Origin of the sequence: Puia dinghuensis, from assembly GCF_014642875.1 — a bacterium.
Taxonomy (GTDB): domain Bacteria; phylum Bacteroidota; class Bacteroidia; order Chitinophagales; family Chitinophagaceae; genus Puia; species Puia dinghuensis.
In genome coordinates this window covers 1,116,978-1,138,403 of record NZ_BMJC01000001.1, presented here as the reverse complement: position 1 = coordinate 1,138,403, position 21,426 = coordinate 1,116,978, and the positions used below count along the sequence as shown (strand labels likewise).

Here is a 21,426-nt window from a genome sequence, read left to right as displayed (position 1 = left end):
CATGAAGCGATTTGTACTACTACCGCTGTATGTATTTTCCCTAGCTGTAGCCGGCTTCGGGCAGGGCAACATTCCCAATGGGGCTACGGGGCCTGCATCGGCGACGCCGAAGCCGACTTCTACGTATTATTACCCGGCAGTATCGCCGCTCTACTTTCGGACACTGGCGCCCAAGATGCCCATTCAGGATACCAGCAAGGTGAAATATACGACGATAGTAGACAGTGTGCTCATCAGTACGCAGTATAGCGATCCGCTGGGGCGGCCGTATGAAACGATCGCCAAGCAGGCGTCCCCTTCGAAAAAGGATTTTGTGGCGGCGGCGGTATACGATGAGTTCAGCCGTCCTGCTTCCCGTTATCTGCCCTTTGCTGAACAGTCGGGCAATACGAACGATGGGTTGTTCAAGCTGACACCCATAGCCGATGACAGCGCGTTTTATAAGAGCCAGATCCCGGGTGAACAGATCTATTACGGACAGACCACCTATGACGCTTCACCCCTGCAACGGACAGTCAAGACAACGGCGCCAGGCAACAGTTGGACGGGGGCTGGTGTGGGCGTTGGCTATTCCTGGCGGGCGAACAATACGGGGGACAGCGTGCGGTTGTGGACGATACCTATAGCTGCGGAGAACGATCTGGCGACGACCACGACAACCTATCAGCCGGGCAGTTTGCAGGTGGCGCAGGTGACGGACGAACGGGGGGTGAACAGCCTCGTCTATGTAGACGATATGGGCAGAAAGGTGCTCACCAAGACCCAGGCTGTGCCATCGCCCGGCACGGGGCATGTGGGCTGGCTTTGTACGTATTATGTCTATGACGAGATGAACCACCTGCGGATGATGTTGCCGCCAAAGGCGGTTGCGGCGCTGAATACGTCCGCCATCAATTGGAGCCTTACTGCTGACGCGACCATCAACCAGAATCTCTGCTATAGCTATTTTTATGACAGCCGCGGCCGGGTGACGATGAAGCGCATCCCGGGGAAGGGCAAGACGTACGTGGTGTATGATGTATTCGACCGGCCGGTATTTGCGCAGGACTCGGCTTTAAGAAACCTGAATGAATGGACGGGAACGCTGTATGATGGGCAAAGCCGGCCTTTGATCAGCGGCCTGTTGACCTATGCCGCCACGGAGGCGCAGTTGCAAGCGCTGGTCACCACGCAGACGGGTAGCGGGACGAGCACGACCATCATTTTGGATAGTTCGATCACCGCGAATCTGACCTTGAACAACAATCCTACTACCGGGAGCTATCAGGCCAGCAGCAGCATTGGACTGGCCAGCGGGTTCGGGGTGCCCAGCGGCTCCACCTTTAGCGGCACGATCGCGACCGGGGGCGGCTCGAAGAATTCGGTGACGCTGGTGGGGTCGCCGCTGCCCAGCGGGGCGCCTTTCAGCTTTCTGGCTGTGCTGTATTACGACAATTACAACTGGCTCGAGGCGCAACCGGTGTCGGGCCTGGATAGTACCTTGATCACCACCAATATTACCAGCGCGAATTTCAATCTGACCTACAATACAGCCCCGGACTATGCACAGTCTATTACGGCCTGCACCCGGACAAGAGGTGCGGTGACGGGGATAAAGCGGCTGGTGGTGGGTAAGAGTACGTATCTGTACACGGTGAATATTTATGATGATCACGGCAGGCAAATTCAGTCTAAACAGGCCAACTATACCGGCGGGACGGATGTGGCTACAACGCAATACGGCTTTACCGGTCTATTGCTGCGGACGCATGTGGCGCACGGGAAGGGAGGATTCAATGCGCAGACCCATACCTTGCTGACGGTCTATAGTTATGATCATGTGGGCAGGCTGCTTTCGGTGGCGAAGAGCCTGGATGGTGCGACGTCGAAAACAGTGAGCCAAAACACGTATAACGAGCTGGGACAATTGCGGCAGAAGGTGTACGGCAGTAGTATTGAGACCCAAGCGTATGCTTATAACATGCGGGGGTGGCTGTTGGGTATCAACAGCAGCTATGTGAGCACTTCGGGCAGCACGAGCAATTACTTCGGTGAGACGCTGGCCTATGACTATGGTTTTACCAGTGCGCAGCTGAACGGCAATATGGCCGGGGTGATGTGGAAGGCGGCGGGTGATGGAGTGGCCCGGGCCTATGGGTACAGCTATGACAGCGTCAACCGCCTCACCGGGGCGAATTTCACCCAGCAGGACCCGGGTTCTTCTTCCTGGGCGAAGGATTTGGTGGACTATACGGTGAGCGGGTTGGCCTATGATGGCGGCGGCAATATCACGAGCCTGATGCAGAAGGGGCTGGTCGATGGCAAGCCGGCGACGGTGGACAGCCTCAGCTACAATTATTTCACCAACAGCAACCAGCTGCAAAAGGTGTCGGAAGGCAGTTCGGTGACCACCCCCCTGGGCGATTTCAAGGACACGAGCTATGCGGGCAATCACTATGCCTATGATGCCAACGGGAACACGACCATCGATTACAACCGGCACATGGTCACCGCTGCGGGTGGCAATGGGGCGGTATATAACTTCCTGAACAAGCCGGATTCGATCGTGCTTAACGGCCGGGCGGGCATCCATTATGTCTACGATGCCGGAGGGATGCAGCTGGCCAAGCAGGTGAATGACTATACTACGGGGCACCTCGTGGGCAAGACGTACCAGTATGTAGGGCCCTTCGTCTACCTCAATGATACCCTGCAATACGTGTTGCAGGAGGAAGGCCAGATCCGCAATGCCCGGAAGGTGAACAGTTCGACGGGGGCGATCTATTATGCCTTCGAGTACGATTACTTCATAAAGGACCACCAGGGTAATGTCCGGACGATCCTGACGGAGGGCAGCGATACGGCGACCTATGCGGCGACGATGGAGTCGAAGGACAGTGCAGTGGTGGCGGCCACGTTCAGCGATGTGTACAGCCCGGTGTATACTGTCTGGCCCAAGCCGTCGGGGTTCGATACGGATACGAGCAATCACAATGTGGCGATGCTAAACCCTGCTAACGGCGGTCCGCAGGTGGGGCCTTCCATCGTGCTGAAGGTGATGCGGGGCGACAACGTTCAGCTGAGTACGTACGCTTTCTACAATACAGCGGTGCAGGCGCCCCAGTCGGGGATCAACCTGCTGAGCAATATTCTGAGCGTGCTCGGTACGGGCGTCATTAGCGCCAACACGCACCTGGCGGCGGGCGATCTGACGGGTGTGGACAATGCGCTGAATCCGAATGTGACTCAATTTCTCAATAACGGGCGAAGTTATGACAGCACGCGGCCGAAGGCTTACCTCAACTGGATATTGTTCGACGATCAGTTCAATTATGTGGCGGGTAATTCCGGGGTGGTGCAGGTGACGCCGGGCAGCAGCAAGCAGGCGCTGGTGGCCCCGACGCAGTCGATCAGCAAGAACGGGTATCTCTATGTCTATGTCAGTAATGAGAGCCCGCAGAATGTGTATTTCGACAACCTGACGGTGAAGCAGATGACCGGCCCGTTGCAGCAGGAGCAGAGCTATTATCCGTTCGGCCTGCCGATGGCGGGCATCAGTGACAAGGCGCTGCTGAAGAGCAATACGCCGTATAAGGCCAATGTGGGGACGGAGTTGGAAGAGGATTATGGGTTGGAGTATTACAACACCTGGTTCCGCAAGTATGATCCGCAGATCGGGAGGTTTGGGGGGGTGGATATGTTGGGCGAGAGTACGGCGGGCCTTTCGCCGTATCATTTTAGCGGAAATAATCCGGTGTCCTATGTTGACCCCATGGGTTTGCAGTTCAGGTTGCCGAATCCTAATGAGGGAGGGGTAGCCGGACCCGGAGGAAATGAATTTGATCCTCATGGAGAGTTGGAATCGTATGAGGCTGAATGGGGGATCAATGGTTGGGGCTGGGGTGGAGGCGGTGGTGGGACTCGCGACTATAGTGCTTATTGGGAAAATTTATGGAATAGCGTGCCGGATGACGGTGCGTGGCACTTATTCAAAGCAGATGTTGGTGCAGACGTTTTTAACACAGTATACAACTATGCAAATGGCAGTGGCTCAGCCGCCTTTGAAACACCGAATTACCATGGCTTTGTTTCCTTTACCGAGGGCGAGGATTATATGTATCAGGGGACTACTGTAGTGAGCGGTTTGCCTGAAAACTTCGCTTCCGATTGGGGCACTGGTGGTTTCAGGTTTGGCGGAATGAGTGGACCAACGTTTAGGTTTGAGGATAAAGAAGAGGAAGAAAAGCCTATATTTGGGTTGACATATACTAACAAAGCAATTGATGAACAGGAAAATTTCAATTCCGTTCTTTGGGGCAGCCTGAAACATAGTTTTTTTGCAGGGAAAGTTACAGGCAAAGAGGGTTACATCACAGTGGATTTTGCTACAGCGAATAATAAATTTGAGGGCGCTTCTTTTGCCGTCGGACCATTAACAATTACCTTCAGTTCGGAATACTCTATCTCGATAGGTTTAGGTTTTAATGGTTCTGAGGGCCACCTTTCGGCTGGATTAGGCAATGGATATGGACAGGTTGGAGTTGGGTGGAGTCGTACTTCAGAAGGCAACGTGGAAGGTCAGGATTGGACTTACGATAAGGGAATTGGAAACATACTGTCAACTCCGATCCCTGTGATCGGAGGCTATGCATTTTAAAATCAATTCGCTTAAATCAATGCTTTGATACTATGGAAAAGAATTCGAAACCACCTTATTTAATCGGGCTCCTCTGCTTAATCCCATTAGTCGGAGCCCTTGTTGGTGTAGCATTGATACTTTACGGAGTACTAAAATATAAAGATAAATGGCTTATCGCTATTGGTGCATTTGGAGTAGTATTTACAATAGGTGTATATAGCTTCCTAGCCTATGATCTCAAATATGGGAAAGATGCAGGAGAGGCATTTGCAAGAATTGCTCAAAAACAAATAAATAACCTAGCAAATGAACTAGAATCATACAAGGCTAGAAATGGAAAATATCCAGATGATCTGGATCAGTTAAGTCATTGGAATTCCGATATCATTATTGCAGATCCGCTGTTGGTCAGAAAGGAATTTAAAAACCCTAAGCCCTATTTTCACTATGTAAATAAAGGTGATAACTATATACTTTTCTCTGTGGGCATTGATGGTTTTCCGAACACCAAGGATGACATTTATCCTAACTTGCCTACCGGGCATTATGGCTACATTAAGCCATGAATTAGGTAGTGGTTCAAATTAGCAGGTTTTCCCAAAATACAGGCTCCGTAAGCCTTGAGCGAGGCTTGTTTGGGAGTTCACCATCTTTTTGGTACCTGAAATCCGGTGAGTTCGTCCATTTTTACGCTCTGATACCCGGAATTTTTATTACTTGTGGTTCAAATTAGCAGGTTTATTTATGGACTGTGTAAACTGCCAGGGTAAATGCTGGCGATCAGGCCGGCAAAAGAATGGCTTACAGCGCTATTATTGTCCGACATGCCGAAAATACCAGCAAGCCCGGTATCAATACAAAGCTTATTCGGGATCGACGGATAGCCAGATCAAGTCATTGGTCCGTGAAAGTGTTTGTATCCGAGGCATAGCCAGAGTCTTAGGCATTGCCCGCGGAACCGTGCTGGATAGAATACGCGGCTTGGCGGCGACCATTATGCGCCCTGCTAGTCAGCCTGACCAGGTCAGTTTAGAGGTAGATGAATTGTGGACCTATGTTAGCCGTAAAGACAACGAATATTGGGTCGCGTACGCCATCAATAGGGGCAACAGCGCAGTAGTTGATTTTGTGGTAGGAAAGCGAACGAAGTCTACCCTAAAGCAATTGATAGATCGATTATTGTGCTTAAAGCCCAAGACCATCCGGACGGATAAGTTGACCTTGTACGAGCGACTGATCCCAAAACGTATGCATAGGGCTGGATCAATTTGTATCAACCGGATCGAACGAAAGAACTTGTCGATCCGAACGCATTTGAAACGCCTAAGCCGACAGACGATTTGTTTCAGTCGCAGCCTGCTGATGTTGGAAAGTTGCCTGCTGGTCTACTTTTGGGGATAAATCTTAACAGCCTCAATTACACTAGAATTTTATCGGGAGTTCTTTGACATACGGAAAAATTATTGATGGCAGCACAAAATACCGACGCGGCCTTACACTTGACCAGGTGTGCATCCACTTAGGATGGTGGAAAAAAGCGACGGTCACAGACCGTCGCAAAAAACAAGCGGCAGGTCATCGAACACCTGCAAAGCTTCCAAAGGGCTTGTTCCTGATGCCAGTATCCGTTGAGCGAACCGCTGACAGAAGTCCTCTTCCTGCTCTGGTCGGACCGGGATGAGCCGCAATTCATTTTCCTGATAGATGAGATAATACGTCATAACTGTGGTTTTAGGATGAAAAAATAAATTCCCCGCACCCGGAGAAGGGGGGATTTATTTTTTCATCTGAAATGACGGATGGCTCGGCAGGAAAATGACCGCGACCCCGTTGATAAGGACGCAGGAGATTACGATGGCCGACACGCTGATCGTGGGCAAGCGGAGAGGATTACCTTCACTACTACGCACCTGCCCCGCCGCGGCCAGCCGTCCGTCCATATTTCGCATAAGCGGCCTTGACTCGGCAGAAGGGGGTTGTATTATTGCTGATAGTCCGTCGGCTGAAAGTTGACCCGAAGCCCGGTGCTTAGTCCGAGGCGCCGACGCGTTGTGAAGATATGGCGGACGGCCTGCGGAGAATCCAGCCGGGAGATGGAGGCCGAGCGATCCCCTGCTGCAGCGAACGGAGAAGAACAAGGGAAAGTACAACGGGTTGAAATTCTTCCGGGATGCGTTAGGGATAGAAGCGGAAAACCCGCAGCGCAGCGAGGATTTGCAGCGGATGACCCGACCCGAAGGGGAACGCCCAAAGAAAATGGGTAGTGTATCATAATATCTGGCCGTCAGAATATTTCTTAAGAGCCGCCACTACAAAGGCGCTTAGCTTGTGCCTTGCACCCCAAACAAATCAAAAAACAAACAAACTTGACCAAAAGGAAGGTTACTTCCTGCCTTTTTTCGTTCTCGTGTATCAGAAAATCTGGTTGAATGAAATGCAAGTTTTGTGACTATTCCTGTCAAAAGGCCGGAAGGCAGAAAAATGGCACGCAAAAGCTCTATTGCAAGGGGTGCAATAAATACCAGCAATCTGTCTACCGGAGCAACGCCTGCCTTAAAGAAACGAAACGGTTGATTTCGAAAATGATATGCGAAAGCGTTTCAGTTAGGGGCATTGCCCGGATACTGAAAATTTCGGTTAATACGGTACAGGCATATTTAAAATGGGCAGGTAATCAGATTAGCAAGCCTCCTATTCCGCTAAACCAGGCGAATATCGAAGTAGATGAGCTGCATACTTTCATCGGAAACAAGCAGAACCAGTTCTGGATCGCGTATGCCTTAAACCGGGCCACGGGAAAAGTACTGGACTTTGTGATCGGCAGGCGGAGCAAGCGTACGCTGAGAATGCTCGTCAACACGCTGTTGCTTTCCGGAGCCTCTAAGATCAACACAGACCAACTCAATATTTATCGTACATTGATTCCCCCTGCAATACACGAATACCGAAGGTATTGCACCAACCGCATCGAACGCAAAAATCTGTCGATTCGAACCCATATTAAACGGTTGAGCCGTAGGACTATTTGCTTTAGCAGAAGTCACGACTTGCTGGAATGCTGTTTGAAGATTTATTTCTGGGAGGCATAAGCACCTATAGGTTTCCTACGACCAGACAAAGCAGCTATTGCCTTTCACGATTGTTACGAGTACACCAAGCCTGATCCTTTGAAGCATCTAATTAGAACGGGTAGCCGATGCCCAGCTGGAACTGGCCTTTGAAGAGCTGGAGGCCATAGAACCAGCTATCGCTGTGATCGGACCGTTGCGGGTCTTTTATCTTGTAGGCATAGTCGAGGCGGATGAGGAACCATTCGAAGTCGAAGCGGAGGCCGGAGCCCGCGTCGACGGCTATCTCCTTGTAAAAACGGTTGAACTTAAAATCACTGCCCCTGTCGGCGATGGCCGTAATGTTGGGGGTGTCGATGAGCACGTGGCGGTCCCAGATATTACCGGCGTCCACATATAGCGCACTCAGGATCTTGACGCCAAAGATAGACCCGAGGGGGAAGCGGTATTCGACATTCCCTTCCAGCTGTACATCGCCGAAGCGGTCGAGCGGAAAGGTGCCCTCGGCCTTGCCTGCGGTATCGTAGAATTTGGAGGAGCCCAGCCCAAGCTGCCGCACCTGCCAGCCCCGCATGCTGTTGGGGCCGCCTGCAAAAAAGGCCTTGTAGAAGGGCAGGGTCTCCTCCCCGCCGGTGCCTTGCCGGCCATAGGCCCACCCGGCGCCGGCATAAGCATGGAAGGCCAGCTGGGTCCGCCGGAAGTCGTAATGGCGGCGGTAGTCCACCTCCCCTTTGATAAACCGCCAAAGGGAGCCCTCATCCAGTTGTTTGATGAGCCCGAACAGGGCCCCGCTGGATTCCCCGCTGAGGGTGAGGAAGTCGGTTCGGTTACCTACTTTATGGAAGGACTTATAGACGGCCTGCATGCTCATGACCAGACCGCTGCGGAAGGCCAGGTTGAGGGACGGCACTTTTTGCAGATAGCGGTTGAAGCTGTCGGTCTTGTCCAGCTGCGTGTATTCGATATTGATGGGCCGCAGCAGGAGCGAACGGTTACCCCACGTAGACTCCCAGCCAAAAGAGCCGTTGATCGAGCGCATGGTAAAGAACTGGCGGCGATCGATATACGAGGCATTGACATTGATGAGGGAGCGAAGGCTGTCCAGCCGGCTCGCCCTGGGGATCACCCAGTGGGGCAGGAACCGGACAAGGCCTGAAGGGATCAGCCGTGGAAAGGAAATAGTGTGCGAAATGCTGGCCTGGGTGGTCTGGATAAAATCCGACCCCAGCTCGACGCCGCCCCGCAGGGTAGTGGCCGTCAACACCGACTCCTTGAAGGCATTCCGGTTGCGCAGTCCGATGTTGGCGTTGATGCCGAACAGGTTGGTGGCGGTGACGATATCGTTGGTATTGCGGGCTACTTCATAGTCCACGTTGAAGGCCTGTTTGATGTGGGGGTATAGTTTTAGCGTCGCGTCGAGAACGGTATCGGCGCTGTCGGAAGGCACAAAGTTCATCGTTGCCTGCTGCCAGGCGCCCATCTGGTTAAAGCGGTTGAGCGTGCGGATCGTATTCTGCTGACGGTAGAGATGACCGGGCCGGATGAACACGTTGTCGGTGAGCACCCAGGGTCTGAACTTGTTGGCGCGGGAGATGATCGTAAATCCGCGGGCCGAACTGGTATCGATGTTGCTCACCGTGACTGTGTCTTCCAGGATGATCGGCAGGTCGGGATAGATGCTGACATGGCCGATGGAATACCTTGTAATATGGCTGGAATCCCGGACGGGCCGCTGGTTGACTTCGACATTGATACTGGGATGTTCCCTTTTCTTCTTTAGATCGGCCAGCAGTGCGGCCTGCTGGAAGGGGTCGAGGTTAGGATCGATGAGGGCCGACACGACGGTATCCCGGATGATGACCAGGTCTTCCCTGGCAAAATAATAGTAGCCGTTGTTGCGAAACAGCAGGACGATGCGGTCGAGCTCGTTTGACATCAGCTGTTTGGAATAGGGTACGCCCTTTTTCAGCAGGGATTCGTTGCGATGCTGCAAGGCCAGCTCCTGCAACGCCGGTGTGGATAGGTTGAAGCCGATGGAATCCAGTTTGAGCTGTTTGCCGGGGTTGACCGTAAAGTCGATGGTGACGCGGTACTCGTTGCGTTCGGGATGTTTTTTGAACCTGACCGTGTCGATATGGTATGTACCTTTAACATCGGGTGTATAATAGCCTTGGGAATTGAGCAGGGCGACCATGAAGAGCTTGCTCCGGCGGATGTTGGCGGTGTCGAATACGGGGGGATACATCACTTTCCGATAGATGCCGGCGATCGAAACGATCTGGGTGCGGAGACTGTCGTCCAGCTGGTTGGGCAGTTTTGTTTCGAGGTCTTGCTTCTCACCCGCCGACAGGGGGCCGCTTACTTTCACATTGACGGCATAGACAAAGGGCTGGTGGTATTGGTAGTGACGGGGGACGGTACAGGAAAAGAGCAGGGAAATGATACCAATGGATAGCAGCAATGCAGGGTTGAAAAAAGATACAGTAACTTGCCGGCGCCGGAACATAGAAAAATTAAACAAACCGAGTTTTTAACCGGACCTGTGGTCCATTTTTTTAATAGTGTGCAATGCCGATCACAAAATCGCAGGTCAAATATATTCAAAGTTTAGGCCATAAAAAATTCCGTGATACAGAAGGCGTTTTTGTCGTGGAAGGCCCTAAGCTAACGGACGAGCTCTTGCGCGCGCCGGGTATGCGACCCCGGGTGGTCTATGCGCTGCCCGAATGGATCAATGCCTTGCCGGTGGCCACCCGTCATGGGCTTATGGCAGGGCCGCCCGATGTAAGCCATGATGCTACGATGCTGCGGGCCGTCGAGCCGGCTGAGCTGGAGCGGCTTTCTCTTCTAAGCACCCCCAACCAGGTGATCGCGGTGTTTGAAAAGCCGGTGTTTCCGCCGCCGGTGCTCGATAAAGGAATCCATCTTGTGCTGGACGGTATCCAGGACCCGGGCAACATGGGCACGATCGTCCGACTGGCCGACTGGTTTGGCATCGGTACTGTTCTCTGCAGCCCCGACAGCGCGGATGTCTTTAATCCCAAGGCCGTCCAGTCTACCATGGGGAGCATCAGCCGGGTGCAGGTGCTGTATGAAGAGCCCGGTGCGGCGATAAGCGCATCGGGGTTACCGGTGTATGCGGCGCTGCTGGAAGGGGAGAGGCTTTATGGGATTGGCCGGATTACCAGGGGGTGGATCGTCATCGGCAATGAGTCGAAGGGCATTCGCCCGGAGTTGCAGGGGCTTGCGACGCACCGGGTGACCATACCCCGAATCGGAAGTGCCGAGTCGTTGAATGCGGCGGTGGCGACGGGGATCATTTTGTCGCATTTAGTGGGTGGCTAGCTAAAGCGGATCGCCCTCGCGGGTTGCATCCGGCGAACGATGACCGTAGGGATCATCAGCACGAGGAAGCAGATGAGAAAGGTGCCGGCGTTGACCAGGACAAAATGCCACCACTCCAGGCGAACCACTGCTTTGGAAATAAAATATGCCTCTTCCGGCAGCGTGATAAACCCATACTTTTCCTGTGCCCAGCAGACCAGCAGACCGAAGATATTGCCAAGGGCGATGCCAAAGAGGGTGATGATGCTGCCCTGGTAGAGGAAGACCGTCTGGATGGAAGCATCGGGCGCTCCGATGGCCTTTAGGATACCGATCATGCGGGTGCGTTCGAGCACCAGGATGATGAGACAGGTGACCAGGTTGAGCGTGGCGACGACGATCATAATGACCAGGACGATGGCGATGGTTGTATTCTGCAGGTTGAGCCAGTCGAAGATATTCGTATAGGTATCCTCCGTGGTAGTACTGCCCCAGTCTTTTGGCAGCTGATCGTAGATGCGGTTGTTCACGGCTGCCGCCTGGTGGTAGTCGTTGGTAAAGATCTCATAGCCGCCGATCTCGTCGGGCTTCCAGTTATTCAGCCGCTGGATCAGCCGCAGATCGCCGATGGCGAGGAGTTTGTCATAGTCTTCGATGCCTGTCTTGAAGAGCCCGGAGACGATCATGGGCCGGACACGGGGCGGGCCACCCCCGGGTTGGATAAAATAGATGATCACCTTATCACCCACCTTTATCTTCAGCTGTCCGGCGGTATATTCGGACAGGACGATCTCGTTGCTGTAGCCGCTGTCGGGGAAGTGTGGCCAGCGGCCGCTCTTCAGAAAATCCCGGAGGTTGCCGAAATCATAATCCTTTTCCACCCCTTTCACCTGGACATAGTCGATGCCTTCGCCGCTGCGGACCACGGCATATTTGGTGGCGAAGGCCTGAATGGTCTTTATTCCGGGGTCGCTGCGCAGCGTGTGAAGGACGGTGTCGTTCTTTTCCATCGGCGCTTCTTCCGCGATGGCGGCCCTGTTAGCCGAAAAATGTTGCACCCGGAGGTGTCCCCAGAGATTGAATACTTTTTGACTGATGGCATACTGGAAACCGTTGGTAAATGCCAGGGTCAGCAACATCGCCGCAACGCTGATCACCGTTGCCGCTATTGCCAGCCGGATGATAAAGCGGGAGAAGGACCTTTCCCGGTTGAAGGCGACGCGACGGGCTATAAAGGCAGGTACATTCAAACGGATGATGGTATTATTGTTATTAGGTGGTCAAAAATAAATATTCTAATATTACGATGGTTAATTCTTTTCCCATGGATCGCAAAACCTGTATTTACCTGTTATTCCTATTGGCGGCGGCCATCAGCGGGAAGGCGCAGATGCCCGATTTTGTCTATTCGCCGACGATCGGGTCGCCGCAGCTGTTCACTGCGGCCAATCAGTTGGGATATCCCATCATCAGGCTGAACAGCAGCGACCAGCTCGAACTGCATTTTGACGATATCGACGAGAATGTAAAGAACTATTATTATACCATTGTGCTTTGTAACGAGGACTGGACACCGGCCGAGGTCACCGAGTTCGACTATATCAAGGGCTTTTCCCAGATGCGTATCGAGAACTATCGCATCTCGTCGGTGGCGCTTACGCATTATGTACATTATTCGGCCCTTGTTCCGGATGCCAACTGTGTCCCTATTCATTCGGGGAACTATATGTTGAAGGTATACCTGGATGGTGATACGTCCAAGCTTGCTTTTACAAAGCGTTTTTTAGTGACGGACGCCAAGGTGCGGATCCAAAGCCAGTTGCTGACGCCACTGAATTTCGAGATCGCCAGGACGCACCAGAACATTCAGTTCAGGTTAAACACTGCCGCCATCAATCCGCCCAATCCGCTGGACCAGATAAGAGTGGTCATTCTACAGAACTATCGTTGGGACAACGCTATCCATGGGGTGAAGCCGCGGCTTTTTCTCAACAACGACCTGCAGTACAACAACACGGACGATATCAATTTCGAGGGTGGGTCGGAGTGGCGATGGGTCGACCTGCGAAGCATCCGGTTTTTGAGCGACCGTATACTGTCGGCCAATTATGGGAAGACGGCGACGGATATCTTTCTGAGGCCTGATCCGGACAGGAGTCAGCGCGACTTCTACTTCTACCAGGATTATAATGGCGGGTTCTTTATTACGACAACGGAGAACTTCAATCCTTTATGGCAGACGGATTATGCCACCGTGCACTTCAAGTTTGTGCCGGCGGGGAATGCACCGATCGATAACAAAGATGTATATCTTATCGGCCGGTTCAATGGCGGCGGGCTCAACGACAGCACCCGGATGGTCTTCAATGCGGACAAGGGGTGGTACGAGCGTAACTTTTTATTAAAGCAGGGGTATTATAGTTATGCGTATGTTACGGTGGACAAGAATGATGCTTCGATGAAACCTTCCTTTGGACAAACGGAGGGGAATCATGTGGAGACCGAGAATGATTATATGATACTCGTTTATTACCGGGCGCTGGGCGCACGTGCGGACGAACTGGTCGGGATCTCCGGGTTCAACAGTTTGAACAAATAATAAATTTTTTTTCCGCCATTAGTGTGTTGTTCCGTATCTTTGCACCGGCAAAGTCTTATACGACCAGCTCCCGCTGAACCCCGCCAGGGCCGGAAGGCAGCAACGGTAGGTGGTCGTAGCGGTGCGATATAAGTAACTTTGCCATTTTTTATTTGCCCCCACATAAATTCTTTTTTGCCCTACATTTGCCCTACATAATAAAGCAAAATTTTATGAAATTCTTCATCGACACGGCCGATCTGGCACAAATCAAAGAAGCAAACGACTTAGGCATTTTAGATGGTGTTACGACAAATCCTTCGCTGATGGCCAAGGTGGGCATCAAGGGTGAGGCAGCGGTGATCAACCATTATAAGACGATCGCGGAACTGGTAGACGGGGATGTAAGTGCGGAAGTGGTATCGACTGAATTCAAGGATATTGTTGAAGAAGGCAAGAAGCTGCACGCTATCCACCCGAACATTGTCGTAAAGGTTCCGATGATCAAGGACGGCATCAAGGCGCTGAAATGGTTTTCCGACAACGGCATCAAGACCAACTGTACGCTCTGTTTCTCTGCGGGTCAGGCTATCATGGCTGCAAAGGCAGGCGCCAACTATATCTCTCCCTTCATCGGTCGCATCGACGACAGCAACTGGGATGGTTTGGAGCTTATCGCGCAGATAGCCGAGATCTATTCTATCCAGGGATTTGAAACGGAGATCCTGGCTGCATCCATCCGCAGCCCGTTGCATATCGTCAAGTGTGCGGAAGCCGGCGCCGATGTCGTCACTTCCCCGCTGGAATCCATCATGGGACTGCTGAAGCATCCGTTGACGGATATCGGCCTGGCCAAGTTCCTGGCTGATGCGAAGTCCTGGGCGTAAGGTGTAACGACGAAGGGCCGGGAAGGTCCAAAGACATTAAATAATAGCCGCAGGCGGTTCTACATATAATGGAATCGTCCTGTGGCTTTTTTCTTGCGCTGTTGTGTCGGATTGCGCCGCCGTACCGATGCCCACCACCTCACCGATGAGGATAATAGCGGGGTGGGAGAGTCCGTGGGTGGCTGCCAACTGGGGCAGGGTGCCGGCAGTGCCTACCGCCACCTGTTGATCGGGCCGGGAGCCGTGCCGGATAATGGCTGCGGGCATATCGGAAAAACCTTCTTGTGTATATAATTCGGCTATAGCCGCCAGTTTTTTCATCCCCATATAGATGACGACCGTAGCCTTGCTTTGCAGCGCGAGCCGCAAATCGGCCGAGAGGGAGCCGTCCTTTTTTGTCCCGGTGACGACCCAGATGCTTTCGCTCACTGCCCGGTGGGTCAGCGGGATGTCCGAAAGACCGGCGGTTTGCATGCTGGTGATGCCCGGGATATAAGAGACACGTAACCCCAGCTGCCGGGCAAACAACACTTCTTCGAACCCGCGCCCGAAAATAAAGGGGTCACCGCCTTTTAGCCGGATGATCTTTCCGCCTTTTACCGCTTTTTGTCTGATGAGCTCGTGGATCTCTTCCTGGGTGGTGGTCGCCTCGTAGGGTTGTTTACCGACACAGATGCGTTCGCAACCGGGACGCGCGAGGTCGAGCAGGGCTGTGTTGGCGAGATGGTCGTAGAGGATGACATCTGCCTTTTGAAGGGCCCGCCAGGCTTTGACGGTGATCAGCTCCGGGTCACCGGGGCCGGCCCCGATGAGAATGAGCTCTGCATCAGCGGGAGGAACCAATTTCATATATTAAATTATTTTTTATATCTTTACTTACCTCAATTTAGGCATAAAAATCGGATTTTTTTCTTTTTTATATGATATGAAATATATTTTTAAGTAAAAAAATCACTATACTTGTACTACGGTATTATATTTAAATATTACTAATATCTAACGACTGCTTTCCATTTTTACCTATTAATAATCTGTTGTATATGAGCAATGGGAGTCTCCCTGTAGTGGTCGTTATCGGCAATGGGATGGTCGGGCACCGGTTCTGCGAGAAGCTGCGGAAGTCGGGTGAGTTCCGCATCATTGTCTTTGGCGAAGAACCGCGTTTTGCCTACGACCGGGTGCATCTGAGTGAATATTTTTCCGGGAAATCGGCTTCCGAGCTGAGCCTGTCGATGGCTGGCTGGTTCGATGACGAAGAGGTCGTGCTCCATCTAGGCGATCCGATTCGCGAGATCGACCGGCAACAGCAACTAGTGCATTCCAGCAAGGGTGTCGTGCAACGATATGATTACTTAGTTCTGGCTACCGGTTCTTCGGCCTTTGTACCCGATATCCCCGGGATTGAAAAAGAGGGGGTCTTTGTTTACCGGACGATCGAAGACCTGGACAAAATAAAAGCGTATGCTGCCAGGGTGAAGACGGGCGCCGTCATGGGTGGGGGCCTGCTTGGGCTGGAAGCGGCAAAGGCCCTGCTCGATCTGGGTATCGCCAATCCTCATGTTATTGAATTTGCGCCAAGGCTGATGCCACGGCAGATAGACAGCGCGGGCAGCCATGCCCTGGAATCCAGCCTCCGGAAATTAGGCCTGCAGATACACCTTAATAAGACGACCCAGTCCATCGAAGGCAGCGGGCGGATAGAAGCGTTGGAGTTTGCAGATGAGAGCCGGTTGCATATCGACATGCTGGTGATCTCGGCGGGTATCCGGCCCCGTGATGAGCTGGCCCGCCTGGCCGGGCTTTCCGTGGGCACCCGTGGCGGTATCCTGGTGAATGAGAAATTGCAGACCTCCGATAAACGCATTTTTGCCATCGGCGAATGCGCGCTTGCCCAGGGTATGATCTATGGGCTTGTTGCACCTGGCTATGAGATGGCCGATGTGGTGGCCACCAACCTGTCGGGCGGGAACAAATCCTTCACCGGGTATGATATGAGCACCAAGCTAAAGCTCATCGGGGTGGATGTGGCGAGTTTTGGCGACCCCTTTGCCGCCGAACCGGATTGCGGAACCATCGTTTTCGAAGACCGGCATAAAGGAATTTACAAGCGCATCAACGTCAGCCAGGATGGGAAATACCTCATCGGCGGGGTGCTCATCGGCGATGCGGCGGCCTATAACATACTGCTCCAGACGGTGAACAACCGGCTGGTTTTGCCTCCCGACCCGGCGGCGTTGATCCTCGGACATCGTGAAGGTGGGTCGGAAGGCGCCGGGGTAATGAGTCTGCCTGATGAGGCCCTTATCTGTAGTTGTGAGTCGGTGACCAAGGCGGCCATCTGCAACGCCGTGACGGATAAGCAGGTGACGACCCTCGATGCGATGAAAAAATGTACAAAGGCCGGCACCGGTTGCGGGGGCTGTATCCCCCTGGTGAAAGACCTGATCACCGCTACGATGAAGGCGGGCGGGATGTATGTCCGCAATGTCATCTGCGAACACTTCGACCATTCCCGGCAGGAGCTGTTCGATCTTGTCAAGCTGCACAATGTACACACCTATAATGAGGCGCTGGCGCACTGGGGCAAGGGGGATGGCTGCGAGGTCTGCAAGCCGGTAGTGGCCAGCATCATGGCCAGCCTGTGGAGCGAGACGGCGGTGAAACAGCCGATCATCCAGGATAGCAATGACCGTTACCTTGCCAATATCCAGAAGGGGGGCAGCTATTCGGTCGTTCCGCGGATCCCGGGTGGCGAGATCACCCCGGAGAAGCTGATCGTCCTTGGCAAGGTGGCGAAGAAATACAATCTCTATACAAAGATCACCGGCGGTCAGCGCATCGACCTGTTTGGCGCGCATGTCGGCGACCTGCCCGACATCTGGGAAGAGCTGATCGAAGCCGGTTTTGAAAGCGGTCACGCCTATGGCAAGGCCCTGCGTACCGTAAAGAGCTGTGTCGGCAGCACCTGGTGCCGGTTTGGCCTGCACGACAGCGTTTCTTTCGCCATCGAGATCGAAGAGCGATATCGCGGCATTCGTGCCCCGCATAAAATAAAGGGCGGGGTCAGCGGCTGTATCCGGGAATGTGCGGAAGCGCAGGGTAAGGACTTTGGCATCATCGCCACCGAGAAGGGTTGGAACCTGTATGTGTGCGGCAATGGCGGATCGCGGCCCCAGCACGCCCAGCTGCTGGCCACCGACATCGACGCGGCCACCTGTGTGAAATACCTCGACCGCTTCCTGATGTTCTATATCAAGACGGCCGACCCGCTGACCCGTACCGCCACCTGGCTCAACAAGATGGATGGCGGGATGAGCTATCTGAAGAATGTCGTCATCAATGACAGTCTGGGGATGAATCAGCAGTGGGAGGAAGAGATGCAGACCCTGGTGGACAGCTATAAATGCGAGTGGAAGGAAGTGGTTGAAAACCCCGAACTACGCAAACGCTTTTCCCACTTCGTCAATGCGCCCCGGAAAAAAGACCCCGAGCTGCAATTCGATAACATGCGCGGCCAGATAAAGGCGCAGGAATGGTAGAACAACAACCCTTACAACATGCAAACGACAATCAATAGCGGGGAGGCGACCCGCGACGTTCAATCGCCTGCGATGAAATGGCTGGCGGCCTGCCGGGTGGAAGATGTTCCTGGTGACGGCGGCGCCTGTGTCCTGTTGGGCGGTGAACAGATCGCCATCTTTTATTTTTCCCGGCGTGACCAATGGTATGCCACCGAAAACCGCTGTCCGCATAAACAGCAGATGGTGCTCTCCCGGGGCATGACCGGCAGCGCAGGACCTGACAGTGAGCCCAAGGTAGCCTGTCCTTTTCACAAAAAAACCTTCTCTCTGCGGACGGGGGAATGTCTTAGCGGTGAAGACTACCGGGTCCGCACCTACCCGGTGAAGGTGAAGAACGGAAAGGTATATATCGGCTTTCCGTGGTAACTTGCGCTATGCGCGACATCACACACAAACCCATCACGCTTCGTACAGCCAGGGCGACAGGCATTCTTTTTTGCAGCTCTGCCACCATCCCTTTGATCGAGAACGGACAACTTCCCAAGGGCAATCTATTCGATGTAGCGCGGGCAGCCGGCTTTCTCGGGGCCAAGCAGGTTCCGCAGCTGTTACCGCATTGTCATCCTGTCGCCATCGACGGGATGGAGATGACGTTTGCCTTTCTCGATCCGGAAGTCCATGGCGAGCTCTTTGGAGAAGCTGTCGCTGGCCGCAGCGGGATCGTCATCACCGGGGAAGCCCGGAGCATCGGCCGGACGGGGATCGAGATGGAGGTGCTTGCGGGCGTATCGGTGGCGGCGCTGGAGATATACGACATGCTGAAACCCGTGGATAAACAATTGGAGATAGGCCACGTCCGTTTGTTGGAGAAGAGAGGGGGCAAGAGCGATCGTGAACGGTATTTCGCCACGCCGCCAACCTGTGCGGTGCTGGTCTGTTCGGACAGCACGGCCGCCGGAAAACGCGAGGACAAGAGCGGGCGGCTAATTAAGGAGATGCTGGAAGCCGTGAATGCAAATGTTGTCGATTATGTGGTCGTTCCTGACGAGAAAAGCGCTATCCAGCAGCAGGTGCGTCAGTGGGTTGAGAAGGATATCCAATATATTTTTACTACGGGGGGTACGGGTCTTGGGCCGCGTGACAATACTGTCACCGCCGTGAAAGAACTGCTCGAACGGGATGCGGACGGCATTGCCGAGGCGATGCGGGCTTATGGCCAGCTGCGGACCCCGATGGCTATGATGAGCAGGGGAGTTGCGGGTTCCATCGGGGAGACGCTTGTCGTCACCCTGCCTGGTAGCAGCGATGGGGCACGTGAATCGCTGGAAGCCATCCTCCCGGCGGTATTCCATGCGCGGAAGATGATGAAGGGTGGGGGGCACTGATGCCACGGGGGTTAATGAATTCCGGGGGGCTTAAATGAATTATTATGATCGATTACCGGCAAGCGCAGGAGATGATCCTGCAACGCGCACATAGCTTTGGCAAGGAGACCGTTGCGCTGGAGCAGGCCATGGGCCGTGTCCTGGCGGAAACCATCCGGGCCGATCGGGAGTATCCGCCATTCGACCGGGCGTCGATGGATGGATTCGCGGTGCGGTTTGCCGACCTGGAGAATGGGATACGGCGCTTCGCTGTTGTCGAGACGCTGTTTGCGGGCAGCCTGCCTACGAGGCCCGTTGCTGCGGGGGAATGTTATAAGATCATGACCGGGGCGGCTGTGCCGGGAAGCGTCGATATTATCATTCGAAGGGAGAATGTAGCCGAAGGGCAGGGGATGATCCAACTGCCCGGCGTACTGTCCGAAGCGTTGCCGGCAGCCGTCCTGCCGGCGCCGGCCGATCCATCCTTTCCCTGGAAACCTTTCCAGAACATTGCCCGGAAGGGAGAAGACCTGACGGCAGGCGCTGTTGTCATCGACGGACCTTGTGCCTGCGAACCGGCAATCATCGGATTATTGGCTACGCTGGGTCATACGACGGTGACAGTGCAACGTCTCCCGCGTATCGGTGTGCTCACCACCGGGGATGAAGTAGTGGCGGCGGATGCGCCGGTGAGCGCCGTACAGATACGCAACAGCAATCGCTGGCTGCTGGAAGCGGCGTTGAAAAAGACGGGTGTCGGGGTCGCTGCCATGGCTCACGCGCCCGATGACCCGGTGGTGTTACGCCAGCGGATCGAAGAGCTGCTTGTTAATGATGTCCTGATCGTTTGCGGTGGAGTTTCAGCCGGTGATGCCGACTATGTTCCCGGTGCGCTGGAAGCGGCAGGCGTCAGGAAGCTGTTCCACAAGGTGGCGATGCGGCCCGGTAAGCCCGTCTGGTGTGGCGCGACGGCGGATGGCAAAATGGTCTTTGCCCTGCCCGGCAACCCGTTCTCCTGTCTTGTCAATATGGTCTTGCTTATACGGCCCTACCTGCAGGCCTGCTATGGCCTGCGACCGGAGGAACCCCTTGGTCTGGCGCTGGGCGCAGCGCGGAAGAAAAGATCGCCGCTGGATGAATTCTTCCCGGTATGCCTCCATGGATCGCCTGCGCGGCTGACACCCGTGAGCCTCAACGGATCGGGTGATATCCGGCTTGGCATGCAGGCCAACGCCCTTGCGTTGCATTCCGCCGCCAGCGGCGATCTGCCCGAAGGCGCCTCTGTTCTTTGTTATTCCTTTGTATAATCGGTGAGTTTTATAGCGTCGGCGATGGCGATGTCCTTGCCGTCGACCAGGATAAGCTTTTCCTGTGCAAGCTCGTTAATGATGCGAAAGACCGTTTCGTAGGTGGCACCTACCAGGGAAGCAAGGTCCTGGCGGCTAAGGGTAAGCCCGATATAGCCGTCGGGGGTGACGCCAAAATCTTCCCGCAGCTGGAGCAGGGCCTGGGCTACCCGGCCCTTTACCTGCATGTGCGCCAGATCGCGCATTTTGCGTTCGGACTTCTGCAATTCGTCCGCAAAGAACTGCAGCAGGCCTTGGGAAAGCCCCTGGTTCACTTTCAGCGACGCCTGGAAGAAGTCGAGGTCGATGTAACACGCTTCTACGGGGGAGAGGGCTGTCGCCGAAATAGGATAATGGTGGTCCTGGCCCAGTCCACGATGACCAAAGAGACTGCCTTGGCGGGCAAAGCGGATGATCAGCTCTTTTTCCGAGCCCCATTTCTTGTGCACTTTTACGGTGCCTTGGTAAACAAAATAAATGCCTTTTACGGCTTCTCCTTCGTGGAAGATCAGCTCCCCTTTCTTGAATGATAGATTTTTACGATGTGTTGTCACAGCCGGTAGCCATTCCGGCATACATCGTTGGCAGAGAAAGCAGCTTTTCCCATCACAGTGACTCGACTTTTTATTCATAGGCGCAAAATAGGCTTATATAAGGAGATTCCATTAAGAAGCGATGGCGGGAAATAAATATATTATTTAAATAAATATATATCAATTT

General features: G+C 53.8%; 17 protein-coding genes and 1 other RNA gene. 12 read left to right on the top strand and 6 right to left on the bottom strand.

The features are described 5' to 3' along the window. The first annotated feature begins 1 nt into the window (after nt 1). The 3 genes from IEY39_RS04485 (at nt 2) to IEY39_RS30185 (ending at nt 6,019) form a co-directional block, all read left to right on the top strand. The gene (locus tag IEY39_RS04485; RefSeq protein ID WP_188928935.1) at nt 2-4,636 is read left to right on the top strand and encodes a DUF6443 domain-containing protein; all 4,635 of its coding nucleotides are present in this window, start codon (nt 2-4) and stop codon (nt 4,634-4,636) included. A 32-nt stretch (nt 4,637-4,668) separates the two neighbouring features. Beyond that, nucleotides 4,669-5,184: a type II secretion system protein GspG gene (locus tag IEY39_RS04480; protein ID WP_188928933.1), complete on the top strand. Its 516-nt coding sequence runs from the start codon at nt 4,669-4,671 to the stop codon at nt 5,182-5,184. A gap of 178 nt (nt 5,185-5,362) precedes the next feature. Further along, complete coding sequence (locus IEY39_RS30185) at nt 5,363-6,019, top strand: IS1 family transposase (protein WP_188928926.1); 657 nt, start codon at nt 5,363-5,365, stop codon at nt 6,017-6,019. A 143-nt stretch (nt 6,020-6,162) separates the two neighbouring features. On the opposite strand, the gene IEY39_RS04470 is transcribed toward IEY39_RS30185, so the two are convergent. Then, complete coding sequence (locus tag IEY39_RS04470) at nt 6,163-6,339, bottom strand: hypothetical protein (protein ID WP_188928924.1); 177 nt, start codon at nt 6,337-6,339, stop codon at nt 6,163-6,165. 54 nt (nt 6,340-6,393) lie between these two features. Further along, nucleotides 6,394-6,567 carry a hypothetical protein gene (locus IEY39_RS04465; protein WP_188928922.1) on the bottom strand — a complete coding sequence of 58 codons (174 nt, stop codon included), beginning with the start codon at nt 6,565-6,567 and terminating at the stop codon, nt 6,394-6,396. Between the two features lie 480 nt (nt 6,568-7,047). On the opposite strand from IEY39_RS04465, the gene IEY39_RS04460 reads away from it, so the two are divergent. Beyond that, complete coding sequence (locus tag IEY39_RS04460) at nt 7,048-7,707, top strand: IS1 family transposase (protein ID WP_188928921.1); 660 nt, start codon at nt 7,048-7,050, stop codon at nt 7,705-7,707. A 91-nt stretch (nt 7,708-7,798) separates the two neighbouring features. On the opposite strand, the gene IEY39_RS04455 is transcribed toward IEY39_RS04460, so the two are convergent. After that, on the bottom strand, nt 7,799-10,147 hold the full coding sequence (locus IEY39_RS04455; RefSeq protein WP_229688768.1) for a BamA/TamA family outer membrane protein: 2,349 nt from the start codon (nt 10,145-10,147) through the stop codon (nt 7,799-7,801). Between the two features lie 107 nt (nt 10,148-10,254). Here IEY39_RS04455 and IEY39_RS04450 point away from each other — a divergent pair, with 107 nt between their 5' ends. Further along, the gene (locus IEY39_RS04450; protein ID WP_188928917.1) at nt 10,255-11,031 is read left to right on the top strand and encodes a TrmH family RNA methyltransferase; all 777 of its coding nucleotides are present in this window, start codon (nt 10,255-10,257) and stop codon (nt 11,029-11,031) included. Here IEY39_RS04450 and IEY39_RS04445 read toward each other — a convergent pair. Continuing rightward, on the bottom strand, nt 11,028-12,260 hold the full coding sequence (locus IEY39_RS04445; protein ID WP_188928915.1) for an ABC transporter permease: 1,233 nt from the start codon (nt 12,258-12,260) through the stop codon (nt 11,028-11,030). The genes IEY39_RS04450 and IEY39_RS04445 overlap by 4 nt on opposite strands. Nucleotides 12,261-12,334: 74 nt before the next feature. Between IEY39_RS04445 and IEY39_RS04440 the strand changes: the two genes are divergently transcribed. The 3 genes from IEY39_RS04440 to fsa all read left to right on the top strand — a co-directional run bounded on the left by IEY39_RS04440 (nt 12,335) and on the right by fsa (nt 14,475). Next, nucleotides 12,335-13,609 carry a type IX secretion system plug protein gene (locus IEY39_RS04440; RefSeq protein WP_188928914.1) on the top strand — a complete coding sequence of 425 codons (1,275 nt, stop codon included), beginning with the start codon at nt 12,335-12,337 and terminating at the stop codon, nt 13,607-13,609. Between the two features lie 46 nt (nt 13,610-13,655). After that, an RNA gene (ffs, locus tag IEY39_RS04435) (signal recognition particle sRNA small type) lies at nt 13,656-13,754 on the top strand. Between the two features lie 67 nt (nt 13,755-13,821). Further along, nucleotides 13,822-14,475: a fructose-6-phosphate aldolase gene (fsa, locus tag IEY39_RS04430; RefSeq protein ID WP_188928912.1), complete on the top strand. Its 654-nt coding sequence runs from the start codon at nt 13,822-13,824 to the stop codon at nt 14,473-14,475. A gap of 36 nt (nt 14,476-14,511) precedes the next feature. Here fsa and cobA read toward each other — a convergent pair whose 3' ends face one another. Continuing rightward, nucleotides 14,512-15,324, bottom strand: a complete 813-nt coding sequence (cobA, locus tag IEY39_RS04425) for a uroporphyrinogen-III C-methyltransferase (protein ID WP_188928910.1) — start codon at nt 15,322-15,324, stop codon at nt 14,512-14,514. A 191-nt stretch (nt 15,325-15,515) separates the two neighbouring features. On the opposite strand from cobA, the gene nirB reads away from it, so the two are divergent. The 4 genes from nirB to IEY39_RS04405 are packed head-to-tail and all read left to right on the top strand — an operon-like array spanning nt 15,516 to nt 20,667. Continuing rightward, nucleotides 15,516-18,014 (top strand): nitrite reductase large subunit NirB, encoded by a 2,499-nt coding sequence (gene nirB, locus IEY39_RS04420; RefSeq protein WP_188928908.1) that lies wholly within the window; start codon nt 15,516-15,518, stop codon nt 18,012-18,014. 18 nt (nt 18,015-18,032) lie between these two features. Further along, complete coding sequence (gene nirD / locus IEY39_RS04415) at nt 18,033-18,422, top strand: nitrite reductase small subunit NirD (RefSeq protein WP_188928907.1); 390 nt, start codon at nt 18,033-18,035, stop codon at nt 18,420-18,422. Nucleotides 18,423-18,430: 8 nt separating this feature from the next. Then, a complete protein-coding gene (moaCB, locus tag IEY39_RS04410) occupies nt 18,431-19,381 on the top strand; it encodes a bifunctional molybdenum cofactor biosynthesis protein MoaC/MoaB (protein WP_188928906.1) in 951 nt (316 codons plus the stop codon). Between the two features lie 44 nt (nt 19,382-19,425). Then, nucleotides 19,426-20,667, top strand: coding sequence for a molybdopterin molybdotransferase MoeA (locus IEY39_RS04405; RefSeq protein WP_188928905.1), 1,242 nt, complete (start codon nt 19,426-19,428; stop codon nt 20,665-20,667). On the opposite strand, the gene IEY39_RS04400 is transcribed toward IEY39_RS04405, so the two are convergent. Beyond that, nucleotides 20,652-21,338, bottom strand: a complete 687-nt coding sequence (locus tag IEY39_RS04400; RefSeq protein ID WP_188928904.1) for a Crp/Fnr family transcriptional regulator — start codon at nt 21,336-21,338, stop codon at nt 20,652-20,654. The two genes, IEY39_RS04405 and IEY39_RS04400, sit on opposite strands and share 16 nt — an antisense overlap. Between the last annotated feature and the right edge of the window lie 88 nt (nt 21,339-21,426).